Annotated in this window: 19 protein-coding genes; 8 read left to right on the plus strand and 11 right to left on the minus strand. The window is 66.0% G+C overall.

The window, feature by feature from the left end; all coding sequences use genetic code 11:
- Position 1: 1 nt before the first annotated feature.
- Both BBTA_RS30065 and bchF read right to left on the minus strand, forming a co-directional pair.
- Positions 2-1288 (minus strand): ferredoxin:protochlorophyllide reductase (ATP-dependent) subunit N, encoded by a 1287-nt coding sequence (locus tag BBTA_RS30065; RefSeq protein WP_012046268.1) that lies wholly within the window; start codon positions 1286-1288, stop codon positions 2-4.
- Positions 1285-1875 (minus strand): 2-vinyl bacteriochlorophyllide hydratase, encoded by a 591-nt coding sequence (gene bchF / locus BBTA_RS30070; protein ID WP_041751675.1) that lies wholly within the window; start codon positions 1873-1875, stop codon positions 1285-1287. Before bchF ends, BBTA_RS30065 begins: the two co-directional genes overlap by 4 nt.
- A gap of 229 nt (positions 1876-2104) precedes the next feature.
- Between bchF and BBTA_RS30075 the strand changes: the two genes are divergently transcribed.
- The 6 genes from BBTA_RS30075 to BBTA_RS30100 all read left to right on the plus strand — a co-directional run bounded on the left by BBTA_RS30075 (position 2105) and on the right by BBTA_RS30100 (position 8243).
- A complete protein-coding gene (locus BBTA_RS30075) occupies positions 2105-3001 on the plus strand; it encodes a B12-binding domain-containing protein (RefSeq protein WP_012046271.1) in 897 nt (298 codons plus the stop codon).
- A 138-nt stretch (positions 3002-3139) separates the two neighbouring features.
- Positions 3140-4507 (plus strand): transcriptional regulator PpsR, encoded by a 1368-nt coding sequence (ppsR, locus tag BBTA_RS30080; protein WP_210263960.1) that lies wholly within the window; start codon positions 3140-3142, stop codon positions 4505-4507.
- Positions 4508-4520: 13 nt separating this feature from the next.
- On the plus strand, positions 4521-5423 hold the full coding sequence (gene chlG, locus BBTA_RS30085; protein ID WP_012046273.1) for a chlorophyll synthase ChlG: 903 nt from the start codon (positions 4521-4523) through the stop codon (positions 5421-5423).
- Positions 5420-6754 (plus strand): BCD family MFS transporter, encoded by a 1335-nt coding sequence (locus BBTA_RS30090; protein WP_012046274.1) that lies wholly within the window; start codon positions 5420-5422, stop codon positions 6752-6754. The genes chlG and BBTA_RS30090 overlap by 4 nt, the downstream gene beginning before the upstream one ends.
- A gap of 2 nt (positions 6755-6756) precedes the next feature.
- Complete coding sequence (locus BBTA_RS30095) at positions 6757-7968, plus strand: geranylgeranyl diphosphate reductase (RefSeq protein WP_012046275.1); 1212 nt, start codon at positions 6757-6759, stop codon at positions 7966-7968.
- A gap of 11 nt (positions 7969-7979) precedes the next feature.
- Positions 7980-8243 carry a hypothetical protein gene (locus BBTA_RS30100; protein ID WP_012046276.1) on the plus strand — a complete coding sequence of 88 codons (264 nt, stop codon included), beginning with the start codon at positions 7980-7982 and terminating at the stop codon, positions 8241-8243.
- Positions 8244-8516: 273 nt separating this feature from the next.
- Here BBTA_RS30100 and BBTA_RS30105 read toward each other — a convergent pair whose 3' ends face one another.
- On the minus strand, positions 8517-8951 hold the full coding sequence (locus tag BBTA_RS30105) for a cytochrome c family protein (protein ID WP_012046277.1): 435 nt from the start codon (positions 8949-8951) through the stop codon (positions 8517-8519).
- A gap of 314 nt (positions 8952-9265) precedes the next feature.
- Here BBTA_RS30105 and ppsR (BBTA_RS30110) point away from each other — a divergent pair, with 314 nt between their 5' ends.
- Together ppsR (BBTA_RS30110) and BBTA_RS30115 are read left to right on the plus strand one after the other, a co-directional pair.
- Positions 9266-10636: a transcriptional regulator PpsR gene (gene ppsR, locus BBTA_RS30110; protein WP_012046278.1), complete on the plus strand. Its 1371-nt coding sequence runs from the start codon at positions 9266-9268 to the stop codon at positions 10634-10636.
- The gene (locus BBTA_RS30115; RefSeq protein ID WP_012046279.1) at positions 10637-12808 is read left to right on the plus strand and encodes a GAF domain-containing protein; all 2172 of its coding nucleotides are present in this window, start codon (positions 10637-10639) and stop codon (positions 12806-12808) included.
- A 31-nt stretch (positions 12809-12839) separates the two neighbouring features.
- On the opposite strand, the gene BBTA_RS30120 is transcribed toward BBTA_RS30115, so the two are convergent.
- The 8 genes from BBTA_RS30120 to bchY form a co-directional block, all read right to left on the minus strand.
- Positions 12840-13517 carry a biliverdin-producing heme oxygenase gene (locus BBTA_RS30120; protein WP_083780718.1) on the minus strand — a complete coding sequence of 226 codons (678 nt, stop codon included), beginning with the start codon at positions 13515-13517 and terminating at the stop codon, positions 12840-12842.
- A 19-nt stretch (positions 13518-13536) separates the two neighbouring features.
- Positions 13537-14463: a photosynthetic reaction center subunit M gene (pufM, locus tag BBTA_RS30125; protein ID WP_012046281.1), complete on the minus strand. Its 927-nt coding sequence runs from the start codon at positions 14461-14463 to the stop codon at positions 13537-13539.
- Positions 14464-14481: 18 nt separating this feature from the next.
- Positions 14482-15327 carry a photosynthetic reaction center subunit L gene (pufL, locus tag BBTA_RS30130; RefSeq protein ID WP_012046282.1) on the minus strand — a complete coding sequence of 282 codons (846 nt, stop codon included), beginning with the start codon at positions 15325-15327 and terminating at the stop codon, positions 14482-14484.
- 151 nt (positions 15328-15478) lie between these two features.
- Positions 15479-15667 (minus strand): light-harvesting antenna LH1, alpha subunit, encoded by a 189-nt coding sequence (gene pufA / locus BBTA_RS30135; protein ID WP_012046283.1) that lies wholly within the window; start codon positions 15665-15667, stop codon positions 15479-15481.
- A gap of 16 nt (positions 15668-15683) precedes the next feature.
- Entirely contained in the window at positions 15684-15917 is a 234-nt protein-coding gene (pufB, locus tag BBTA_RS30140; RefSeq protein WP_012046284.1) for a light-harvesting antenna LH1, beta subunit, read from the minus strand.
- 153 nt (positions 15918-16070) lie between these two features.
- The gene (locus BBTA_RS30145; protein ID WP_012046285.1) at positions 16071-16298 is read right to left on the minus strand and encodes a hypothetical protein; all 228 of its coding nucleotides are present in this window, start codon (positions 16296-16298) and stop codon (positions 16071-16073) included.
- Positions 16299-16330: 32 nt separating this feature from the next.
- The gene (gene bchZ / locus BBTA_RS30150) at positions 16331-17782 is read right to left on the minus strand and encodes a chlorophyllide a reductase subunit Z (protein ID WP_012046286.1); all 1452 of its coding nucleotides are present in this window, start codon (positions 17780-17782) and stop codon (positions 16331-16333) included.
- Positions 17782-19320, minus strand: coding sequence for a chlorophyllide a reductase subunit Y (bchY, locus tag BBTA_RS30155; protein ID WP_012046287.1), 1539 nt, complete (start codon positions 19318-19320; stop codon positions 17782-17784). The genes bchZ and bchY overlap by 1 nt, the downstream gene beginning before the upstream one ends.
- Positions 19321-19324: the final 4 nt, after the last annotated feature.

The following is a 19324-nucleotide window of genomic DNA, read 5'->3' on the forward strand; positions in this document are numbered from 1 at the left end:
CTCACACCGCCAATCTGGTTTGGCGCAGCAACGGCCGCGCGAACAGCTCGGCGAGATCGCCGGCCTGCTCGAAACCCTGGATCGGCGTGAAGATCAGCTCGATCGACCACTTCGTCGTGAGCCCCTCGGCCTCCAGCGGATTGGCGAGGCCGAGCCCGCAGACAACGAGATCGGGACGCGCGTCACGGCAACGATCGAGCTGCCGCTCGACATCCTGGCCCTCGCTGAGTTGCGTGCCACCCGGCAGCAGCGCCAGCTCGGAAGCAAGATGATCGCGATGCAGATAGGGCGTGCCGACCTCGACCAGCTCCATGCCGATCTCGCGCGACAGGAAACGCGCCAGCGGGATCTCGATCTGCGAATCCGGAAACAGGAACACGCGCTTGCCGGCGAGCTGCGCGCGATAGCGCGCCAGCGCCCGCTCCGCTCGCGCCTTGAGCGGCGCGATGGTCCGTTCGACATGGGCGTGCGAGACGCCGAAGGCGTCGGCCGCGGCCGCGAGCCACAACGCGGTGCCTTCGCCGCCGAGCGGGAACGGCGCCGCGATGCGGCGGCAGCCGCGCTCCTCCAGCGCGCGCGCGGTGTCGCCGAGGAACGGCTGCGCCAGCAGCACGCGTGTCTCCGGGCCGATCGCCGGCAGTTCCGACGAGCGCCGCGGCGGCAGGAATGCGACCTGGTCGATGCCGAGCGCGGCGAAGGTCCGCTTGAACTGGTCCTCAACGACATCCGCCAGCGCGCCGACCACGAGCAGCGACGGCCGCGCCGAGCGATCCGCCGCCGGCAGCACCGGCACCAATGATGCGAGGCAGGCATCCTCGCCCTGGGTGAACGTCGTCTCGATGCCGCTGCCGGAGTAGTTGAGCACGCGGACGCCGGGCGAGAAGCGCTGCGACAGGCGCAGCGCCGCGCGCGACAGATCGAGCTTGATCACCTCCGACGGGCAGGAGCCGACCAGGAACAGCAGCTTGATCTCCGGCCGCCGCGCCAGGAGCTGGGTGACGATGCGGTCGAGCTCGTCATTGGCGTCGACCAGGCCGGCGAGATCGCGCTCCTCCATGATGGCGGTGGCGAAGCGCGGCTCGGCGAAGATCATCACGCCGGCGGCCGACTGAATCAGATGCGCGCAGGTGCGCGAGCCGACAACGAGGAAGAAGGCGTCCTGAATTTTCCTGTGGAGCCAGACGATGCCGGTCAATCCACAGAACACTTCGCGCTGGCCGCGCTCGCGCAGCACGCCGTCCGGCGAAGCGGCTGATGTCACGGCACAGGCCTGCGCATGAGCGTTCATGACGCGCGCTCCGCACCAGCCTGCGCCATCGCCTGCTCCTGCAGGCGCGCCGCGCGCAGCTTGAGCAGGAATTGGGTGGCGTTGATCGCATAGGCCGCGTAGGCGGCGAGCACCAGCAGCATCTGCTGCTGCGCCGTGCCGATGTGACCAATGATCGCGGCGAGATAGGCCGTATGCAGCGCGATCACCAGCATCGAGAACACGTCCTCCCAGAAGAAGGCCGGTGCGAACAGATAGCGCCCGAACACGACCCGTTCCCAGATCGAGCCGGTGATCATGATGGTGTAGAGCAGCGCCGTCTTCAGAATGACCGAGGCGGTGGCGAGCCACAGGCCCTCGCCGGTCGCGAGATAGCGCGCCACCAATCCGAGACTGATCAAGAAAACGAGGAACTGCAGCGGCGCCAGAACGCCCTGCACCAGGGTCCATGGCGTGGCGTCGCGTCTGCGCTTTTCCTCAGCGGTGTAAAGCGGTTGCCGCTTTGCACGCGGCGCGGACCGAGGTGTGAAGCAGAGTTGACTCCACAGCGACGGATCAGCGGCAGACGTGAATTGCGCGTCACACGATGTGTAAAGATGATTTGACAACACCAGTTCCCGGTGCTGCGATGACGACAACCACAGGGACATTATTGGTGCACCGCACTCGGTTTGATCAACGCTACGTTGTGCAGTTCGCAGGTGGCGCATCGCAAATCCCCGAGTGCGAGCCCGATGAGGAAACGCTAGACCTGGGCAGAAAGAGTGTCAATCAAAATTGACGTCAAATAATATTGACGCAACGAGTGACGTGCGCTCATATGGAGGGGAGGCGCTTATGACCGAGCTCAATGAGACAGCCCGATTTCCACGAGCCCGCTTCCGGACGAAGCGGGGACAATCCGGCTTTCACCCGCCGGCGCCGCCGCGCATCAGCGTGCCCTTGCAGAGCACGCGTCATCCGCAACTCAACGACGCGATCGAAGCCGAGATCATTCCGCGGCTCGTGATGGCCCACGCCGCAGCCATCGAGCGCGTGCCCGCGATCATCACCGCTTCGGCGCAGGAAGCCGCCGACTTTGCCGAACTGGTGCTGGACGCGGATGATGATCGCGCGGTCGCCTGTATCCAGTCGCATCGCGACCATGGCGAGACGCTGGAGCGGATCTATCTCGATCTGCTGGTGCCGACCGCGAACCATCTGCGGCATCTCTGGGCCGACGACGAGCGCGATTTCGCCGACATCACGCTGGCGCTGTGGCGGCTGCAGCAGCTGCTGCGCCATTTCAGCCCGGCCTTCTGCGCCGAGCTCGCCGTGGCACCGACCGGCCTGCGCGTGTTGTTGACGACGGCGCCCGGCGATCGGCGCGAAATGGGCCACATGATGTTCGGCCTCGTGCTGGCGAGCGAATTCTTCCGTCGCGACGGTTTCGAGACATGGATCGAGCCCGATACAACCGACCGCGGTTTCGTCGAGGCGCTTCGCACGCAATGGTTCAACGTCGTCGAGTTTTTCGCCACGAGCGACAAGAAGCTTGACGATCTCGCCTCAAACATAAGGATGGTCCGGCGCGAGTCCTCGAACCAGGACATCGGCGTGCTGGTCTGCGGTCCTGCGTTTATTGAACGGCCTGAACTCGTTCTCCTGGTCGGCGGCGACGGTGTCGTCTCCGATCTGAGCAGAGAGGCTTCGCAAGCCCGGCACGTCGTCAGTCTTCTGACCGAACGGCGATAGCTGAGGGTGCAGTGAAGATGAATGCTGGAACGAGACTTGCCGCGCGAGGGCTCCTTGATTGGGAGGACAACGGCGTTGGTGAGGGCGTTCAGAGCTCCAAAAGAGTCGCTTGGCGATCTCAATGCGGATGTCGCGGCCATGCTGGTGGCCGCAGCGTCCGACATTGCGCTCGCGCTCGACGCCGACGGCAACATTCAGGACCTGGCTTTTCAACAAGCCGGGCTACCGCTTGAATTGAGAAACACAGACGAGTGGATCGGCAGATCCTGGCAAGCAACAGTGTCCGAGGAAAGCCAGACCAAGCCAGAGCTGCTGCTCGCCGAAGCCTCCCAGCGCAAGGTGTCGCGCTGGCGCGAGGTGCGTTATCCGGCCGCGCGCGGGCCTGACATTCCAATCCTGTTCGCGGTCGTGGCGATCAAGGGCGCGGCCCGCTTCATCGCCGTCGGTCGCGATGTCCGCGCCACCGCCGCGCTCCAGCAGAAGCTGATCGAGGCGCAAGTGGCGATCGAGCGCGACTACTCGCGCATGCGCAACGCCGAATCGCGCTATCGGATCCTGTTCCAGATCACCTCCGAGCCGGTGCTGATCATCGACGCGGTCAGCCATCGCATCGTCGAGGCCAACCCCGCCGCAGCCGCCCTGCTCGACCATGGCGCCGCCAATCTGATCGGCAAGCTGTTTCCCGACGCCCTGCTGATCGACGACAACGCGCTGTCGCAATCGCTGTCGCTGGCGATTCGCTCCCAGGGCAAGATCGAGCGCGCCAAGATCACGCTCGACGGCGGCCGCGAATATCTGCTCGACGGCACCTTCTTCCGCCAGGATACGTCGTCGCTGTTCCTGCTGCGGTTCTCGCCGCAGTCCACGCAGCCAGCCATCGCCAAGGCGTCCGACGTCAACACCCAGCTGGTGCAGTTCGTCGAATCGGCGCCCGACGGCTTCGTCATCACCGACATGGACGGCAGACTGCTGCACGCCAACGCCACCTTCCTGCAACTCGCCCAGATCGAGAACATGCATCAGATCCTGGGCGAGACCATCGACCGCTGGATCGGCAAGTCGGCGATCGATTTCTCGGTCATGCTGACCAATCTGCGCCAGCACGGCAGCGTGAAGCTGTTCTCCAGCGTCGTCCGCGGCGAGCATGGCTCGCCGGTCGATGTCGAAATTTCCGCCACCACGGTCGGCGCGCCCGGCCAGGCCCGGCTCGGTTTCACCATCCGCAATGTCGGCCCGCGCATCTCCAGCGACGGCGGCGACCACGGCTACATTCCGCGCTCGCGCGAGCAGCTCGCGGAGCTGATCGGCCGGGTGCCGCTGAAAGAGCTCGTGCGCGAGACCACCGATGTGATCGAGCGAATGTGCATCGAGACCGCGCTCAAGCTGACCGGCGACAACCGCGCCACCGCGGCCGAGATGCTCGGGCTCAGCCGGCAGAGCCTCTACGTCAAGCTGCGGCGCTACGGCCTCGCCGAGCCGAGCGAAGAAGACAGCCAGTTGGAATAGTGGAAGAGCAGCCATGACCGAGATCGCGCCCGCCCCGCTTGCTCCCCGGATCCAGCCCGCGGCCGTTCTCGAGCTGTTGAAACCGATTACCTGGTTTCCGCCGATCTGGGCATTCGGCTGCGGCGTCGTCTCGTCCGGCGCAGCGCTGGCGCCGCGCTGGCCGATCGTGGTCGCCGGCCTCGTGCTGGCCGGACCGATGGTCTGCGCCACCAGCCAGGCGGTCAATGATTGGTTCGACCGCCATGTCGATGCGCTCAACGAGCCGCACCGGCCGATCCCGTCGGGCCGCATTCCCGGGCGCTGGGGCCTCTATGTCGCGCTGATCTGGACCGTGCTGTCGCTCGGCGTCGCCACTTTGCTCGGCACCTGGGGCTTCGCCGCAGCGGCGCTCGGGCTTGCGCTGGCGTGGGCCTATAGCGCGCCCCCGATCCGGCTGAAGCAGAACGGCTGGTGGGGCAATAGCGCGGTCGGCCTGTGTTACGAGGGCCTGCCCTGGATCACGGCCGCTGCGATCATGAGCGCAGAGGCGCCCTCCTGGCAGGTGCTCGCGATCGCGCTGCTGTATAGCGCCGGCGCCCATGGCATCATGACCCTGAACGACTTCAAGTCGATCGGCGGCGACCGCGTCAGCGGCGTCAACTCGCTGCCGGTGCTGCTCGGCGCCGAGCGCGCCGCGCGCCTCGCCTGCATCACCATGGCGCTGGCCCAAATCGCGGTGCTCGCGCTGCTCCTGGCCTGGAGCCGCCCGGTGCATGCCGCGATCATCGCGGTGCTGATCGCGGCCCAGCTGGTGCTGATGCGGCGGCTGATGACCGACCCGCGCGCGCTTGCGCCCTGGTACAACGGGACCGGCGTGCTGCTCTATGTCCTCGGCATGCTGGTCACGGCCTTTGCGCTGGCGGGGATGTCGGCATGATCGGCGCCGCGCCCTCCCCGCTCTCCTGGTTCGGCATCGTCAGGCTCGGCCTGGTCCAGACTGCGCTCGGCGCGGTCGTGGTGCTGACGACCTCGACCTTGAACCGCGTGATGGTCATCGAGCTGGCGCTGCCGGCGATGATCCCCGGCCTGCTGGTCGCGATCCATTATGCGATGCAGGTGCTCAGGCCCTGGCTCGGCCACGGCTCCGATGTCGGCGGACGGCGCTTTGCCTGGATCGTCGGCGGCATGGCGGTGCTCGCGGCCGGCGGCCTGCTCGCGGCCGTTGCCACCGCGCTGATGGCGAGCCAGCTCGTGCTCGGCCTGGTCGTCGCCGTGATCGCCTTCATCATGATCGGTATCGGCGTCGGCGCTGCCGGCACCTCGCTCCTGGTGCTGCTCGCCAAGCGCACCGCGCCGGAGCGGCGCAGCGCCGCCGCCTCGATCGCCTGGATCATGATGATCGCCGGCTTCATCGTGACCACGGCCGTGGCCGGCAAGGCGCTCGATCCATTCTCCGGCGAGCGGCTGATACTGGTCTCCGGCGCCGTTTCGGCGATCGCGATGGTGCTGACTTTGCTCGGCGTCTGGGGCATCGAGCAGCCGGAGATCTCCGCCGAGGCGTCCGCCGCCAAGGCCGAGCGCGGCGGCTTCATGGAGGATTTCCGCGAGATCTGCCGGGAGCCGCAGGCGCGGCGCTTCGCGATCTTCATCTTCGTCTCGATGCTGGCCTACAGCGCCCAGGACCTGATCCTGGAGCCGTTCGCCGGCAGCGTGTTCGGCATGACGCCGGGCCAGACCACGCAGCTCTCGTCCGTGCAGCACATGGGCGCGCTGATCGGCATGATCCTGATGCCGGCCTTGGCGAGCCTGCGCGCGGACTGGCGGACGCGGCCGCAGCCCTGGATCATCGGCGGCTGCCTCGCCTCGGCACTGGCGCTGCTGAGCCTCGCCACCGCCGCGACCGTCGGCCCGTCATGGCCGCTGCGCGGCTCGGTGCTGCTGCTCGGCATCACCAACGGCGTCTACGCCATCGCGGCGATCGGCGCGATGATGAACATGGTCAGCGAGGGCCGCGACAATCGCGAGGGCACGCGCATGGGGCTGTGGGGCGCCTCGCAGGCGATCTCGTTCGGCATCGGCGGCTTCGTCGGCACGGCCGCCGCGGACGCCGCGCGCCACTTCATGCCCTCGACCGCCTCCGCCTATGCGACGGTATTCGCCGCCGAAGCGGCGCTGTTCGTGCTCTCCGCCTGGCTGGCGATCTGGATCAAGCGTCCGCGCACGCAGACATCGACGCTTCCGGCGCAGCCGGCCAACCAAGGAGCCTAGCGATGAACCCCTCGTCCTCCTCCGAGACGTTCGACGTGGTGGTCGTCGGCGGCGGCCCCGCCGGCGCGACCGCCGCCAATGATCTGGCTCGCCAGGGCCATCATGTGCTGCTGCTCGACAGAGCCGGCCGCATCAAGCCATGCGGCGGCGCCATTCCGCCGCGGCTGATCGCCGAGTTCGAGATCCCCGATCATCTGCTGGTCGCCCGGATCTCGTCGGCCCGCATGGTGTCGCCGAGCAACAGGGACGTCGACATGCCGATCGACGGCGGCTTCGTCGGCATGGTCGATCGCGAGCATTACGACGAATGGCTGCGCCAGCGCGCCGCCGAGGGCGGCGCGGTCCGCCGCACCGGCACGTTCAATAGACTAGCCAGCGAGACCGATGGTACGGCCGTGATGCATTACGAGCGTCGCATGGACGACGGCAGCGTGCGCGAGGACAGCGTGCGTGCCCGCGCCGTGATCGGCGCCGATGGCGCGGTGTCGGCGGTGGCGCGGCAATGCATCCCGGAAGTCCGTGAGATCCGCTACGTGTTCGCCTATCACGAGATTATCCGCTCGCCGGATCGCAGCCACCCGGTGTTCGACGCGACCCGCTGCGACGTCGTCTATCGCGGCAAGCTCTCCCCCGATTTCTACAGCTGGGTGTTCCCGCACGGTCCGACCACCAGCATCGGCACCGGAAGCGCCTGCAAGGGCTTTTCACTGCGCGGCTCGGTCGCCGAGTTCCGGAAAGCGGCCGCGCTCGACGATCTGGAGACGATCCGTCGCGAAGGCGCGCCGATCCCGCTGAAGCCGCTGTCGCGCTGGGACAATGGCCGCGACGTCGTGCTCGCCGGCGATGCCGCCGGTGTGGTGGCGCCGGCCTCCGGCGAAGGCATCTATTATGCGATGGCCGGCGGTCGCGCCGCCGCGCAAGCGGTGGCGCTGTTTCTGAAGACGGGAGACGCCGCGGCCCTCGCAACCGCCCGCAAGACTTTCATGCGCAAGCATGGCGCGGTGTTCTTCATCCTCGGCATGATGCAGCGCTACTGGTACACGAACGACGCCCGCCGCGAGCGCTTCGTCGCCATCTGCCGCGACCGCGACGTCCAGCAGCTGACCTGGGACGCCTACATGAACAAGGAGCTGGTGCGGGCCAAGCCGCTGTCGCATGTCCGGATCTTCTTCAAGAATATCGCCCACCTCACCGGGCTCGCGAAGGCGGCGTAGCAACTCGGGCAATGGATGAGCTGTTTCGCAGTCCGCATCTGGTCGATCTGATACTCGCGGTCGTCGCCCTGGAGTTGATCGCCGTGACATGGATCTGGCGGCGGCGCCGGCGCGGCATCAGCCCGCGGGCCTTGCTGCCCAATCTGCTCGCCGGGGTGTTCCTGCTGCTCGCTGTGCGCTGCGCTCTGACCGGGGCGCCGTGGTTCTGGCTCGCAGGCTGCCTCGCCGCCTCCGGCATCGCCAACGCCGCCGATCTCCGGCAGCGGTGGCGGTGATAGTCTTCTGAGTGGATAGTCTTCTTAGTGGATAGTCGTTTCAGGCGCTCTGCCGACGGCGGGACGCTCTCACCTATGCCCGGCTGCCGACGGCACCCGAAGCTGTCGTCCCCGCGAAAGCGGGGACCCATAACCTCAGGCCGAGATCTGTTGCGCTTCAACGCGCAGCGCGCCTCAAGAAAGATCACGCGGTATGGGTCCCGGCGTTCGCCGGGACGACACATGTGTGTGGATGGCTCGCCGCTCAGGACCTGAGCGCCGTCCTGCCCTCGATCACTTCTTCTCGGAGAACGTCTTCAGATAGGCGATGACGTCCTTGCGCTGCTGCTCGTTGGCGAGCTTGAACACCATCTTGGTGGAGCCGGCGGCCTGGTCCGCCTTGCCCTTCTCGGTCAGATACTTCTTGAGAAAGGCGCTGGGGTCGGGGAGGTACTCGAAGATATTGTCCTCGGTCCAGACCAGGCCGGCCTCGCCAGCGTGCTTGTTGAGGTCCGAATAGGCAAAGCCTGGATACGTCCCGGTGGCGCGCCCGACGACGCCGGTCAGCACCGGGCCGACAGCGTTCTTCGCGTCGGGTCCGATGCGATGGCAGGTCATGCATTGTTTGAAGATCTGTTCGCCTTTCGCCGGGTCACCGCCGTCGAGCGCAAAGCCGGCACCAGCAGATGTTACCGTAAGAGCCATCGCAACCACACCCGCTCTGAGCATTCCTGATCCTCCCAATAGTCCTGGTTGTTAATGCACGTAATTGCTCCTTACAGCTACCAGTGTCAGGATCGACTGTCATTCACAAGCACGACAAAACTGGGCGCTTAAGTCGCACTTCGATCATGCAATAGGCGCAGGAATACCAACGAAAGTTGCATGCTCGTAAATAAGCCTTGACACTGAGGGCCCTGCGTGGGCTAACGACATATCCAAGACTCTCAATACGTTAGCGGGATGCGGCGCGGCACCTTCAAAAAGCGCGCCAAGTGACGGCGACGCAATCCTAGCGAGCGAATCCAACGGGTGCCAAGACCATGGCCGAGTTTCACGGTCCACGACCCGACGTGACGTTGCTGCTCGACATGGACGGCGTGATCCGCGAGGCAACGCTGTCCCCATCCATGTCTGCAGAGAATGTCGACGCTTGGCTCGGCCGCCTCTGGTCGGAGATCGTCGATGATGCGAGCGAGAAGATCGAGCGCATCATGCATGACACCAAGCGCACCGGCATTTCCGCCTTTCGCCAGATCACCCAGCGGTTCCCCAGCGGCCTGGAGCTGCCGATGGAATTCACCACCGTGCTGCTCGGTGGCCGCGCCGGCATGCTGGCGATCGGCAAGAACCTGCAGGCGGTGGCCGAGCTGCAGGCCCGGCTGATCTCGGCGCAGCAGACCATCGAGCGGGACTATTGGCGCCTGCGCGAGATCGAGACGCGCTACCGGCTGGTGATCGAGGATTCCAACGAGGCGGTACTGCTAACCAAGGTCTCGGATCTGCGTATCGTCGAGGCCAACCGAACGGCAGCCGCCGCGCTCGGCGTATCGAACCGGCGCCGCGACAATCTGGTCGGCCGCGAGTTCCTGCACGAGATTCCGGAGAAGGACCGCGAGCCGGTCGAGCTCATGCTGCGGCGGGTCCGCGACCAGGGCAAGGCGCCAGGCATCGTGATCCATCTCGGCGAGGACGCCGCGCCCTGGATGCTCCGGGGATCGCTGATGACCAGCGACAACGCACCGATGTTCCTGCTGCAGATGGCACCGATCGGCAAGTCCATGCAGCGCGGCCCGGTGTCGGACGATCCGGAACGGCTGATCGACAACCTTCCGGACGCCGTCATCAGCATCGACGTCACCGGCGCCATCACGCGCGCCAACCGAGCATTCCTGGAGCTGGTCGAGGTCGGATCGAAAGAGGCGCTCGTCGGCGAAAAGCTGAGCCGCTGGCTGACGCGGCCAGGCGCCGACCTCTCGGTTCTGATCTCCAATGTCGAGCGCCATGGAACCGTTCGGCTGCTGTCGACCACCATCCAGGGCGAGCTTGGCACCGAGACGGAGGTCGAGATTTCGGCCGCGGCGCATGGCCAGGACGGCCAGCGCCGGATCGGCCTCGTTCTGCGCAACATTGCGAGGCGGTTGTCGCCGACCGGGGAGCATGACAATCTGCGAGCAGCGCTCGCCGGCCTCAACGAATCGGTCGGCAAGACACCGCTGCGCGATCTCGTGAGGAGTACGGTCGAGGTCGTCGAGCAGCACTACGTCCGCGCCGCGCTTGAGCTGGCCAATGGGAACCGGACCTCGGCCGCCGAAATTCTCGGCCTCAGCCGCCAGAGCCTTTACGCCAAGCTTGATCGGTATAATCTGAGCCAACTCGAAGAAAACGGCGAGGAAACCGAAAAGGGGAGCTAGTTGCCCGTTCCGCTGACGACGCCAGCCTTCGGCCACGCTACTCTTGCGAATTGCGAGCGCGAACAGATTCATCTCGCAGGCTCGATCCAGCCGCATGGCATCCTGCTGGCGGTCAAGGAGCCCGACAATCTCGTCATCCAGGCCAGCACCAATGCGGCGGCCTTCCTCAACACCAATTCGGTTGTCGGACGTCCGCTGCGCGATCTCGGCGGCGACTTGGCGCTGCAGATCCTGCCGCATCTGAACGGCCCGCTGCATCTGGCGCCGATGACCCTACGCTGCGCGGTGGGGACGCCGCCGCGGCGCGTCGACTGTACAATTCACCGCCCATCAAATGGCGGGCTGATCATCGAGCTGGAACCGGCGACGAAAACGACCAACATCGCGCCTGCGCTCGACGGCGCCTTCCATCGCATCACCTCTGCCTCGTCCCTGCTCGGCCTCAGCGACGAGACCGCGACCATCTTCAAGGAGATCACCGGCTACGACCGCGTCATGGTCTACCGCTTCGACGACGAGGGCCATGGCGAGGTGCTGTCGGAACGGCGGCGGCCCGAGCTCGAAGCCTTTCTCGGCAATCGCTATCCCGCCTCGGACATTCCGCAGATCGCACGCCGCCTCTACGAGCGCAACCGCGTGCGCCTGCTGGTCGACGTCAACTACACACCGGTGCCGCTGCAGCCGCGTATCTCGCCGCTGAACGGGCGCGACCTCGACATGTCGCTGAGCTGCCTGCGCAGCATGTCGCCCATTCATCAGAAATATCTGCAGAACATGGGCGTGGGCGCCACGCTGGTGTGCTCGCTGATCGTCAGCGGCCGGCTCTGGGGCCTGGTCGCCTGTCATCACTATGAGCCGCGCTTCGTGCCGTTCGATATCCGCGCGGCCTGCGAGGCGCTGGCCGAGACCTGCGCGATCCGGATCGCTGCGCTCGAAAGTTTCGCGCAGAGCCAGTCCGAGCTGGTCGTCCGCCGGCTCGAGCAGCGGCTGGTCGAGGCGGTCTCGCGGGACGGCGAATGGCAGGCGGCGTTGTTCGACGGCTCACAGTCGCTGCTGCAGCCGCTCGGCGCGACCGGCGCCGCGCTGCTGTTCGAAGGCCAGGTCACCACCGCCGGCGACGTTCCATCGACGCAGCGCATCCGCGATCTCGCCGCTTGGCTCGATCGCCGGCGCAAGACGACGGAGCCGGCGCCGCAAGCTCTGACGGTGACGGCCGCGCTGACGCTGGACGAACCGTCTTTCATGGATCTCCGCCCGATTGCGAGCGGCCTGATCGCAGCTCCGCTTTCGGCGAGCGAGGGCGAGTACCTGCTCTGGTTCAGGCCTGAACAGGTGAGGACGGTGACCTGGGGCGGCGATCCGCTCAAGGCGGTCATCATCGGCGACGACCCATCGGATCTGTCGCCGCGCCGCTCCTTCGCGCAATGGCACCAGCTGGTCGAAGGCAAGTCGGAACCATGGTCACCGGCCGAGCTGGCCTCGGCGCGGTTGATCAGCGAGACCGTGGCCGACGTCGCGCTGCAGCTTCGCTCGGTGCGCATGGTGATTGCGCAGGACCAGCTTGCCACGATCAGCGCCCAGGTGCTGCGGTCGGAGCAACCGGTGATCATCGCCGATGTCGAAGGTCGCATCCTGCTCATGAACGAGGCGTTCGAGCAGCAGCTGCGCGCCTCGCATCCGCACATTCCGCATTTGCGCGATCTCGGCAGCTACTTCGCGGCCCCGGCGGAATTCCGCGCCAATCTCGACGACCTCATGCGCAACAAGCGCAGTTGGCGTGGCGAGCTGACGCTGAGCGGCGCGGCCTCGCAGCGACCGCTGATGGTGCGCGCCGACCCAGTCATTGCGCCCTACGACCGCGTCCTCGGCTTCGTGCTGATCTTCTCAGACCTGACGGAACGCAAGACGGCCGAGGCGGCCCGCGCGCGCTTCCAGGAGGAGATAGATGGCGCGCGGCGGCCGAGTCTTCGGCTCGATCAGCGCGCCAGCCTGATCTACAAGGAACTGGCGGCCTCGACGGTGGAGAATGCGCAGCTCGCCGCGCTCGAAGTGACGCATGGCGCCGAAGCGGGCGGCATGCCCGAGATGCTGGAGAGCATCCGGAATTCCACCGCGCGGACGCTGGGCATCCTCGAGCACCTGGTGTGGTATCGCTCGCAGAGCGAGGAGTGAAGGCAAGTCCCGCGGCGTGTGGCGCTGATCTTCAGGCGCCGAGCCCCGCCGCGGCCTGCAGCGCCTCCGACAGCGTGATGTTCAGCTTGAACGCCGTGGCCGCCTCTTCGACGACAGCGCCGGGATCGGCCATCGCAGCGCCGGCCAGCTCCAGCACGTCGCGGTACGCGTCCTTGAAGCGCCGAATGTCTGCGATCTCAGGAAACTCGTAGAACGACAGCGCCTCCGGCGGCAGTGCGAGCGACCGCGCGAGGATCTTCTTGATGATCTGGCCGCCGCTGAGATCGCCGAGATAGCGCGTATAGGCGTGGGCCAGAAGCGGATGGCCCGAGCCCGATCCCGCCTTCTTGATGGCGCCGACATAGGTGATCGCTTCGGGCAACAGCGGCAGGCCGGTCGCATCGAGCGTCGCAAGATCGGCCTTGATCGCCGGACTGCGATGCAGCTCCGGCCGCACGATGCGGCTCAGCACAAGCGAGCTTTGGTGGCGGACAAGCTCGGCCTCCAACGTCTCATAGACCGGCAATAGATTGCGCAACAGCAACGCATAGGCCTGCCGCGTGCCGCGGCCGCGCAACAGCTCGGCGACGACCCCGGTCCGCTCCGCCGTCACATGCAGCGCCTTGGTCCGTTCGCGCATCGCTTCCAAAAGACTGACCGGGCGCGTGCTGCACCCGGCCATCTCAATCTGCTCAACTCTGTCCAACATGTCTCGACCTGCAGGGACTTCAGCGCATCGGCGCCAGCCCGTGTTTCACGCCCCAGTCGAACCAGCTGTCGACCACTGTGCCCGAGAGTAGGATGCCGATGCCGCCGGTCAAGGGACAAAGCACGGCGAACCACCAGGCCCAGCGATGGATCGATTCGGCGGTCGCGTTGAAGCCCATCGTCCAGCGCCAGAACAGCGCACCACGCTCGAACGCCGTGCCGCGATCGACGATCTGTTCGAGCTCTCGCTCGCCGCCGTAGCGGCTGATCGCCAGCACCGTCGCGCCATGCATCGCGAACAGCAGCGCCGATCCGTACAGGAAGGCGATCGAGAGCATGTGGAACGGATTGTAGAACAGGTTGCCGTGGGTGATGGAGAAATTGTTGGTCCAGTCGAGGTGCGGGAAGATGCCGAACGGCACCGCCTCGCTCCAGCTCCCCATGAAGATCGGCCGGATGAAGCCGAGCACCAGATAGAGCCAGATCGCCGCCGCAAACGCCCAGGAGACGTGCGTACCGAGGCCGAGCGCGCGGGCACGGCGATAGGTGCGGGCCCACCACAACAGGATCGACGTCGTCAGGAAGAAGCCAGCCATCAGCCACCAGCCGCCCTCCTGCAGCGGCGGGAAGATCTGCAGGCCGTATTCCGGCGCCGGCGGTTGCAGCGACAGCCAGGGGAACTGGCGAATGAACTCGAGCGGGCTCCAGTTCACCGAGGCCAGCATGTTGAGACCGATGATCTCGATCGCGACGAAGCCGGTCATCAGCGAGGCAAGGCCGAGGAAGCCGAGATACACCGGGCCGACCTGGGCGTCACCGATCTTGCCGAACCAGTAGTTGAAGCTGCCCTTGCCGAGCCGCTCCCAGATTCCGGGCTCGATCGGAATGCCCGGATAGATCTTACTGCGAACTTGGATCTGCGTGAAGATGTTCTGGTATTGGGCCATGACGACCTCTCCTTGAACTCATTGCGGCGGCGACCAGATCGGAACCCTGCGCCACCATTCCCACCAATCCGACCAGGCATTGCCTTCCGGCAGCAGCCAGGCGGGACCGGAGATGACGATGCAGACGGCGCTGAAGAACACAGCGGACAGCGCGAGGAACAGCCCGACGCGGTGGATGCCGAGGGTGCCGACGGAATAGCCGATGAGATCACGAAACATCGTGTTCTCATGCTCCGGCGACTTCATCTCCTCGCCACGGCCAGGGTTGCTGGCCGACAGGATCAGTCCGCCGTGCAGCGCGAGCGCAAGACACGTCGTGAAGAAGAACGTGATCGCGATCATATGCGCGGGATTGTAGTGGAAATTGCCGAACTGATAGCCGGTGTTCGACACCCAGTCGAGATGGGTGATGATGCCGTAGGGGAAGGCGTAGCTCCACGAGCCCATCAGCACCGGACGGATCACCTCCAGCGTGAAATAAGCGAAGATCGCAAAGCCGAAGGCGACAGGCACGTGATAGCCGATCGCGAGCTTGCGGCAGATCTCGACCTCGCGCAGCGCCCAGGAGACGAACGCGCCATGCGCGCACACCGTGATGAGCTGCCAGAAGCCGCCCTCGGTGAGTGGCGCGAACGACAGGCCGTATTTGGCGTCGGGCGGATTGATGCTGATCTGCCAGAGATTCCACGTCGGTCCGAGCGCCGTGGCGTAGAGGATCAGCGCCACGCCGACGAACGTGAAGAAGATCGTCGTCACGCCGAAGAAGCCGACATAGAATGGTCCGATCCAGAAATCGAACAGGTCGCCGCCGATCAACGTGCCGCCGCGGACGCGGTATTTTCGTTCAAAGCTGAGCATTGCCATCGGTCCTGCCTCCGCTGCCCGTCGCTCGATATGCTGCGTGTCGTATCGTCATGTCATCAGGCCGCGCATTCATTGACGGCCATATTTGGGAAGCGGGCGAACGAGGTCTGTCGCCGACGCACGCCCGCTTCCCTTGGGTCACGCGAAGCTGTTAGGTGAGCTTCACCGGGGTCGCCGGATCGGAGATCGACGACGTCTTCGCAGCGCGCGGTCCCTCCAGCCAGTTGAACCGATTCGTGCTGAGCAGGATGAAGTGAATCACCAATGCCAGTCCGAACAGGAAGATGCCGAGAGCCACGAGAACCCGGCGGGGATCGAACAACAACCACAAGCGCCACATAGTTTTCTCCTTTCGGTCAGGTCAGGTAGGAGAGCACGATATTGGCGTAGTGGGTCACCCCATCCAGCGCCGCTGCCTTGTAGCCGGTCGGCCCGGGCAGCCAAGGACGCCACATCCAGGCGAGAATGTGGGCGACGATCGCAATCGCCGTGAAGACCACAAAGCTCGTCATGAAGATGCTATGGAATTCCCTAGCCTCCGCTTCGGTCAGCCCCGACAGAGAGCCTCCCTTGTTTGGTACGTCCACCATAGTGGTACCTCCTGGTGTTGGCCTTTCGGCCGGATGCCGCTCACCGGAATGAGCAGCGTCGAAGCGCCATCCCGTCGCCGGGATGGCATCCGTGCGGCGAGCCGCACGAATTCCTTGAGAGAGCACGCAGGGCTCAGCCGGCAGCCCTCTAACTCACAACCCCATAAAGGACGAGGTCGCGCAGTTCGCGGCCTTGATCCTCGCCTCGCCGATGATGGCGCCGAGCGGCGCCGGCCGGTGGCCGGTGATGACGGAGCCGATCCGGCGCAGCACGCCCTCGACCATCAGCACGGCGAAGCACATTGCGTAGACCAGGAGATATTCGATCCGCTCGCGCGATCTCGGCGCGACGTCACGATCCATGCGCTCGTATAACGACATCGTCCCTCTCCCTTCGCTCCACCCCGTCGCGCTCATGCGGCCTGGCCTGTTGCGAGCTGCAGCCGCACGCGCGCGAGAACGTCTTCCGTCACCTTGTCGAGTCCGGCCTGGCGCGCGCCGCGCTCGGCCGCATCGCGCAGCCGCTTGGCTGCGGAAATCCGCACCAGCACCGGCTGCGTTTCGATGATCCGATCGAGCGCGAGCCTGGCGCCGTCTTCCCAGGGCAGCTCGCGCTCGAGCCGCGCCGGCGTCGCCGCGATCTGATCGAGCTGCGTGGCGAGCGGCAGGATGTTGAACAGCGCATCGAACAGCGCGTTGCAGACCTCCTGCAGGACATAGGTCGCGCCGGCATAGCCCATGAACGGCGTGCCGGTGTGGCGGCGGATCACCGTGCCCGGGAACGAGGCCGGGATGTAGATCGCGCGATTGCCCGCTTCCGCCGCATACATGCGCTCATTGTAGCTGCCGAACAGCACCAGCGGCGGCCGCTCGTGGATCTGCTTACGGATCGCGTCATTGTCGGTCTTGGCGCCGGCGCAGCGCGAGACTGCGAAATGACACGGCAGCCCGAGCTCGGTCTCCAGGAAATTGCGCAAGCCTCGCGCATAGGTCTCGGAGGCGACGATGCCGAAGCTGGCGGTGCCGAAGAAGTCCTGCGTGACCGAACGCCAGAGGTCCCAGATCGGCTTGATCGTCGTATGCTTCTCGCGCGCAATAAACGGCTCGGGGTCGAGCCCGAGCATCTCACCGAGCGTGCGCAGGAATTTCGTGGTCGAATGCAGCCCGATCGGCGCCTGCAGATAGGGGCGCTCCAAGGTCTCGCACAGCAGCCGGCCGAACTCGCGATACATGCAGATGTTGACGTCCGCATTGACCAGCTTCGGCACGTCGGCAACATGGCTGCCGAGCGGAAACACCATGTTGATCTCGGCGCCGATGCCTTCAACGAGCCGGCGGATCTCGGCGAGATCCGAGGGCATGTTGAAGGTGCCGTAGATCGGCCCGATGATGTTGACGCGTGGCTTCTCGCCGTCCGCACGCGGCTTGCGCTCCGGGATCTTGCGCAGGCCATATTCGCTCCACAACCAGCTCAGCGCGCGGTTGGCGCTCTGCCACTGGTCCTCGTCGATCGTGCGCGGCAGGAAGCGCTTGATGTTGGAGCCTTCCGGCGTGACGCCGCCGCCGATCATCTCGGCGATCGAGCCGGTGACGACCACGGCCGGCAGGTCGGGATCGAGCGCGGCGCGGGCGCGCTTCATCGCCTGCTCGGTGCCCTTCTGTCCCAGTTCGTCTTCGCCGAGACCCGTGACGACGATCGGCAGCTCGTGCGGCGGCAGGCCGTCGGTGTAGTGCAGCACCGAAGTCACCGGCAGGTTCTCACAGCCGACCGGGCCATCGATGATGACCTGCAGGCCCTTGATCGCGGTGAACACGTAGACCGAGCCCCAATAGCCGCCGGCGCGATCGTGATCGAGGATCAGCATCACACCATCTCCTCGGACTTGCGCTTCTTGGCCTGCGCCGCGACCGCCTTGCGGAACTTGTCGCGGAATTCAGGACGCGCGACAGGCGTGTCCTGCCACACGCCCGCAGTGTCGCCCTCGCCGACACCTTCGAAGAACGTGCGCATCTCGTCGAACCGCGCCTTGCCGCCGATGGCGGCATTGACGACCTGCGCCAGCGAGCCGGCGCCGGAGACGCCGAACAGCGGCCGCGCCGAGATCAAATTGGTGAAATAGAGCGATGGAATCGCGCGCGCCTTGGCCTTCTGCACGACCGGCGTGGTGCCGATCGCGAGATCCGGCGCGAACTCATCGACTGCGGCGAGATCCTGCTCCAGCGAGGCGCGGTACTGCACGCGCACGCCGTGGCTCTCGAGCCACGCACAGTCCGCTTCCGACCAGCGCGTGCGCGGACAGGCCGTGCCGACATAGCGCAGATCGGCGCCGCTCTCGACCAGGAGACGCCCGACCAGGAGTTCGGACCCTTCATAGCCCGACAGCGTGATGCGGCCGCGGATCGGCGCTGCCGCGAGTGCCGCGCGGATCGCCGGCAGCACTGCGTTCTTCGCTGCGTCGATCTGCCCGCGTCCGACGCCGCAGATCGCCCCGACCGCCTCCAGCCAATCCGCCGTGCCGTCGTAGCCGACCGGCGCCGAACCGATGATCGGACGGCCCGCCGCTTCGAACTCGCGGATCGACGCCGTGTAGAACGGGTGGATCGCCGCGACAGCCGCGCAGTCCAGTGCGCCATAGAGTTCGCGCCATTCGCGCGTCGGCACCGAGGGTCCGGCGGCAAGGCCGAGCGGCGCCAGCATCATGCCGATGCCGACGGGATCGGCGGGGAACATCTCGCCCAGCAGCGTGATGGTGGGCTTGTCGCCGCGCGGTGCGCGCGGCGCCTGCACCGGCCCCTGCTCGGCCTCGCGGCGCGCGTAATTCAGCATCGCGCCCGCCAGCACATCCTTGGCCTCCGCATGGGTCGGCACGCCGAAGCCGGGTACGTCGATGCCGATCACACGGACGCCGTTGATCTCCTTCGGCAGGATTTGCAGCGGTACGCCGGACGCGGTGGGGACACACAGATTGATGATGACGACGCAGTCGTAATTGGCGGGATCGGCGAGCTTGAACACGGCGTCGCGAATGTCCTCGAACAGTTTTCCGGTGACCAGCGTCTCGGAATTGAACGGGACATAGCCGACGCTGCGCCGCGCGCCATAGAAGTGCGACGTGAAGGTCAGGCCATAGACGCAGCAGGCCGAGCCCGACAGCACGGTGGCGGTGCGGCGCATGCGCAGGCCGACGCGCAGCGAGCCAAACGCCGGACACATGCTCTGCGGCTGGTCATGCGGCCCGGCCGGATAGTCCGCCGCATAGCGCGCCAAGACCTCGCTCTTGCCGGCAGCCTCGGCCGCCTTCTTGAGCTCGGCCTTGCCGGCGTGGCAGCCGAGCGCCTCGGGCTGCGCCGGCATGCCGGCCTCCGCGCCGCCCACGGCCTGATGGATCACTGCATCGCTCATTGCA

This window comes from Bradyrhizobium sp. BTAi1, from assembly GCF_000015165.1.
In the GTDB taxonomy this organism is placed as follows: domain Bacteria; phylum Pseudomonadota; class Alphaproteobacteria; order Rhizobiales; family Xanthobacteraceae; genus Bradyrhizobium; species Bradyrhizobium denitrificans.

Bases quoted from the DNA above. Each gene is read 5' to 3' on its own strand.
- bchY (WP_012046287.1), bottom strand. From the start codon at position 19,320: ATGAGCGATGCAGTGATCCATCAGGCCGTGGGCGGCGCGGAGGCCGGC.
- ppsR (WP_210263960.1), top strand. From the start codon at position 3,140: ATGCTGGTGGCCGCAGCGTCCGACATTGCGCTCGCGCTCGACGCCGAC.
- pufB (WP_012046284.1), bottom strand. From the start codon at position 15,917: ATGGTGGACGTACCAAACAAGGGAGGCTCTCTGTCGGGGCTGACCGAA.
- pufA (WP_012046283.1), bottom strand. From the start codon at position 15,667: ATGTGGCGCTTGTGGTTGTTGTTCGATCCCCGCCGGGTTCTCGTGGCT.
- BBTA_RS30095 (WP_012046275.1), top strand. From the start codon at position 6,757: ATGAACCCCTCGTCCTCCTCCGAGACGTTCGACGTGGTGGTCGTCGGC.
- chlG (WP_012046273.1), top strand. From the start codon at position 4,521: ATGACCGAGATCGCGCCCGCCCCGCTTGCTCCCCGGATCCAGCCCGCG.
- BBTA_RS30105 (WP_012046277.1), bottom strand. From the start codon at position 8,951: ATGCTCAGAGCGGGTGTGGTTGCGATGGCTCTTACGGTAACATCTGCT.
- BBTA_RS30065 (WP_012046268.1), bottom strand. From the start codon at position 1,288: ATGAACGCTCATGCGCAGGCCTGTGCCGTGACATCAGCCGCTTCGCCG.
- BBTA_RS30090 (WP_012046274.1), top strand. From the start codon at position 5,420: ATGATCGGCGCCGCGCCCTCCCCGCTCTCCTGGTTCGGCATCGTCAGG.
- BBTA_RS30145 (WP_012046285.1), bottom strand. From the start codon at position 16,298: ATGTCGTTATACGAGCGCATGGATCGTGACGTCGCGCCGAGATCGCGC.
- BBTA_RS30120 (WP_083780718.1), bottom strand. From the start codon at position 13,517: ATGTTGGACAGAGTTGAGCAGATTGAGATGGCCGGGTGCAGCACGCGC.
- BBTA_RS30100 (WP_012046276.1), top strand. From the start codon at position 7,980: ATGGATGAGCTGTTTCGCAGTCCGCATCTGGTCGATCTGATACTCGCG.
- pufM (WP_012046281.1), bottom strand. From the start codon at position 14,463: ATGGCCCAATACCAGAACATCTTCACGCAGATCCAAGTTCGCAGTAAG.
- bchZ (WP_012046286.1), bottom strand. From the start codon at position 17,782: ATGCTGATCCTCGATCACGATCGCGCCGGCGGCTATTGGGGCTCGGTC.
- ppsR (WP_012046278.1), top strand. From the start codon at position 9,266: ATGGCCGAGTTTCACGGTCCACGACCCGACGTGACGTTGCTGCTCGAC.
- pufL (WP_012046282.1), bottom strand. From the start codon at position 15,327: ATGGCAATGCTCAGCTTTGAACGAAAATACCGCGTCCGCGGCGGCACG.
- BBTA_RS30075 (WP_012046271.1), top strand. From the start codon at position 2,105: ATGACCGAGCTCAATGAGACAGCCCGATTTCCACGAGCCCGCTTCCGG.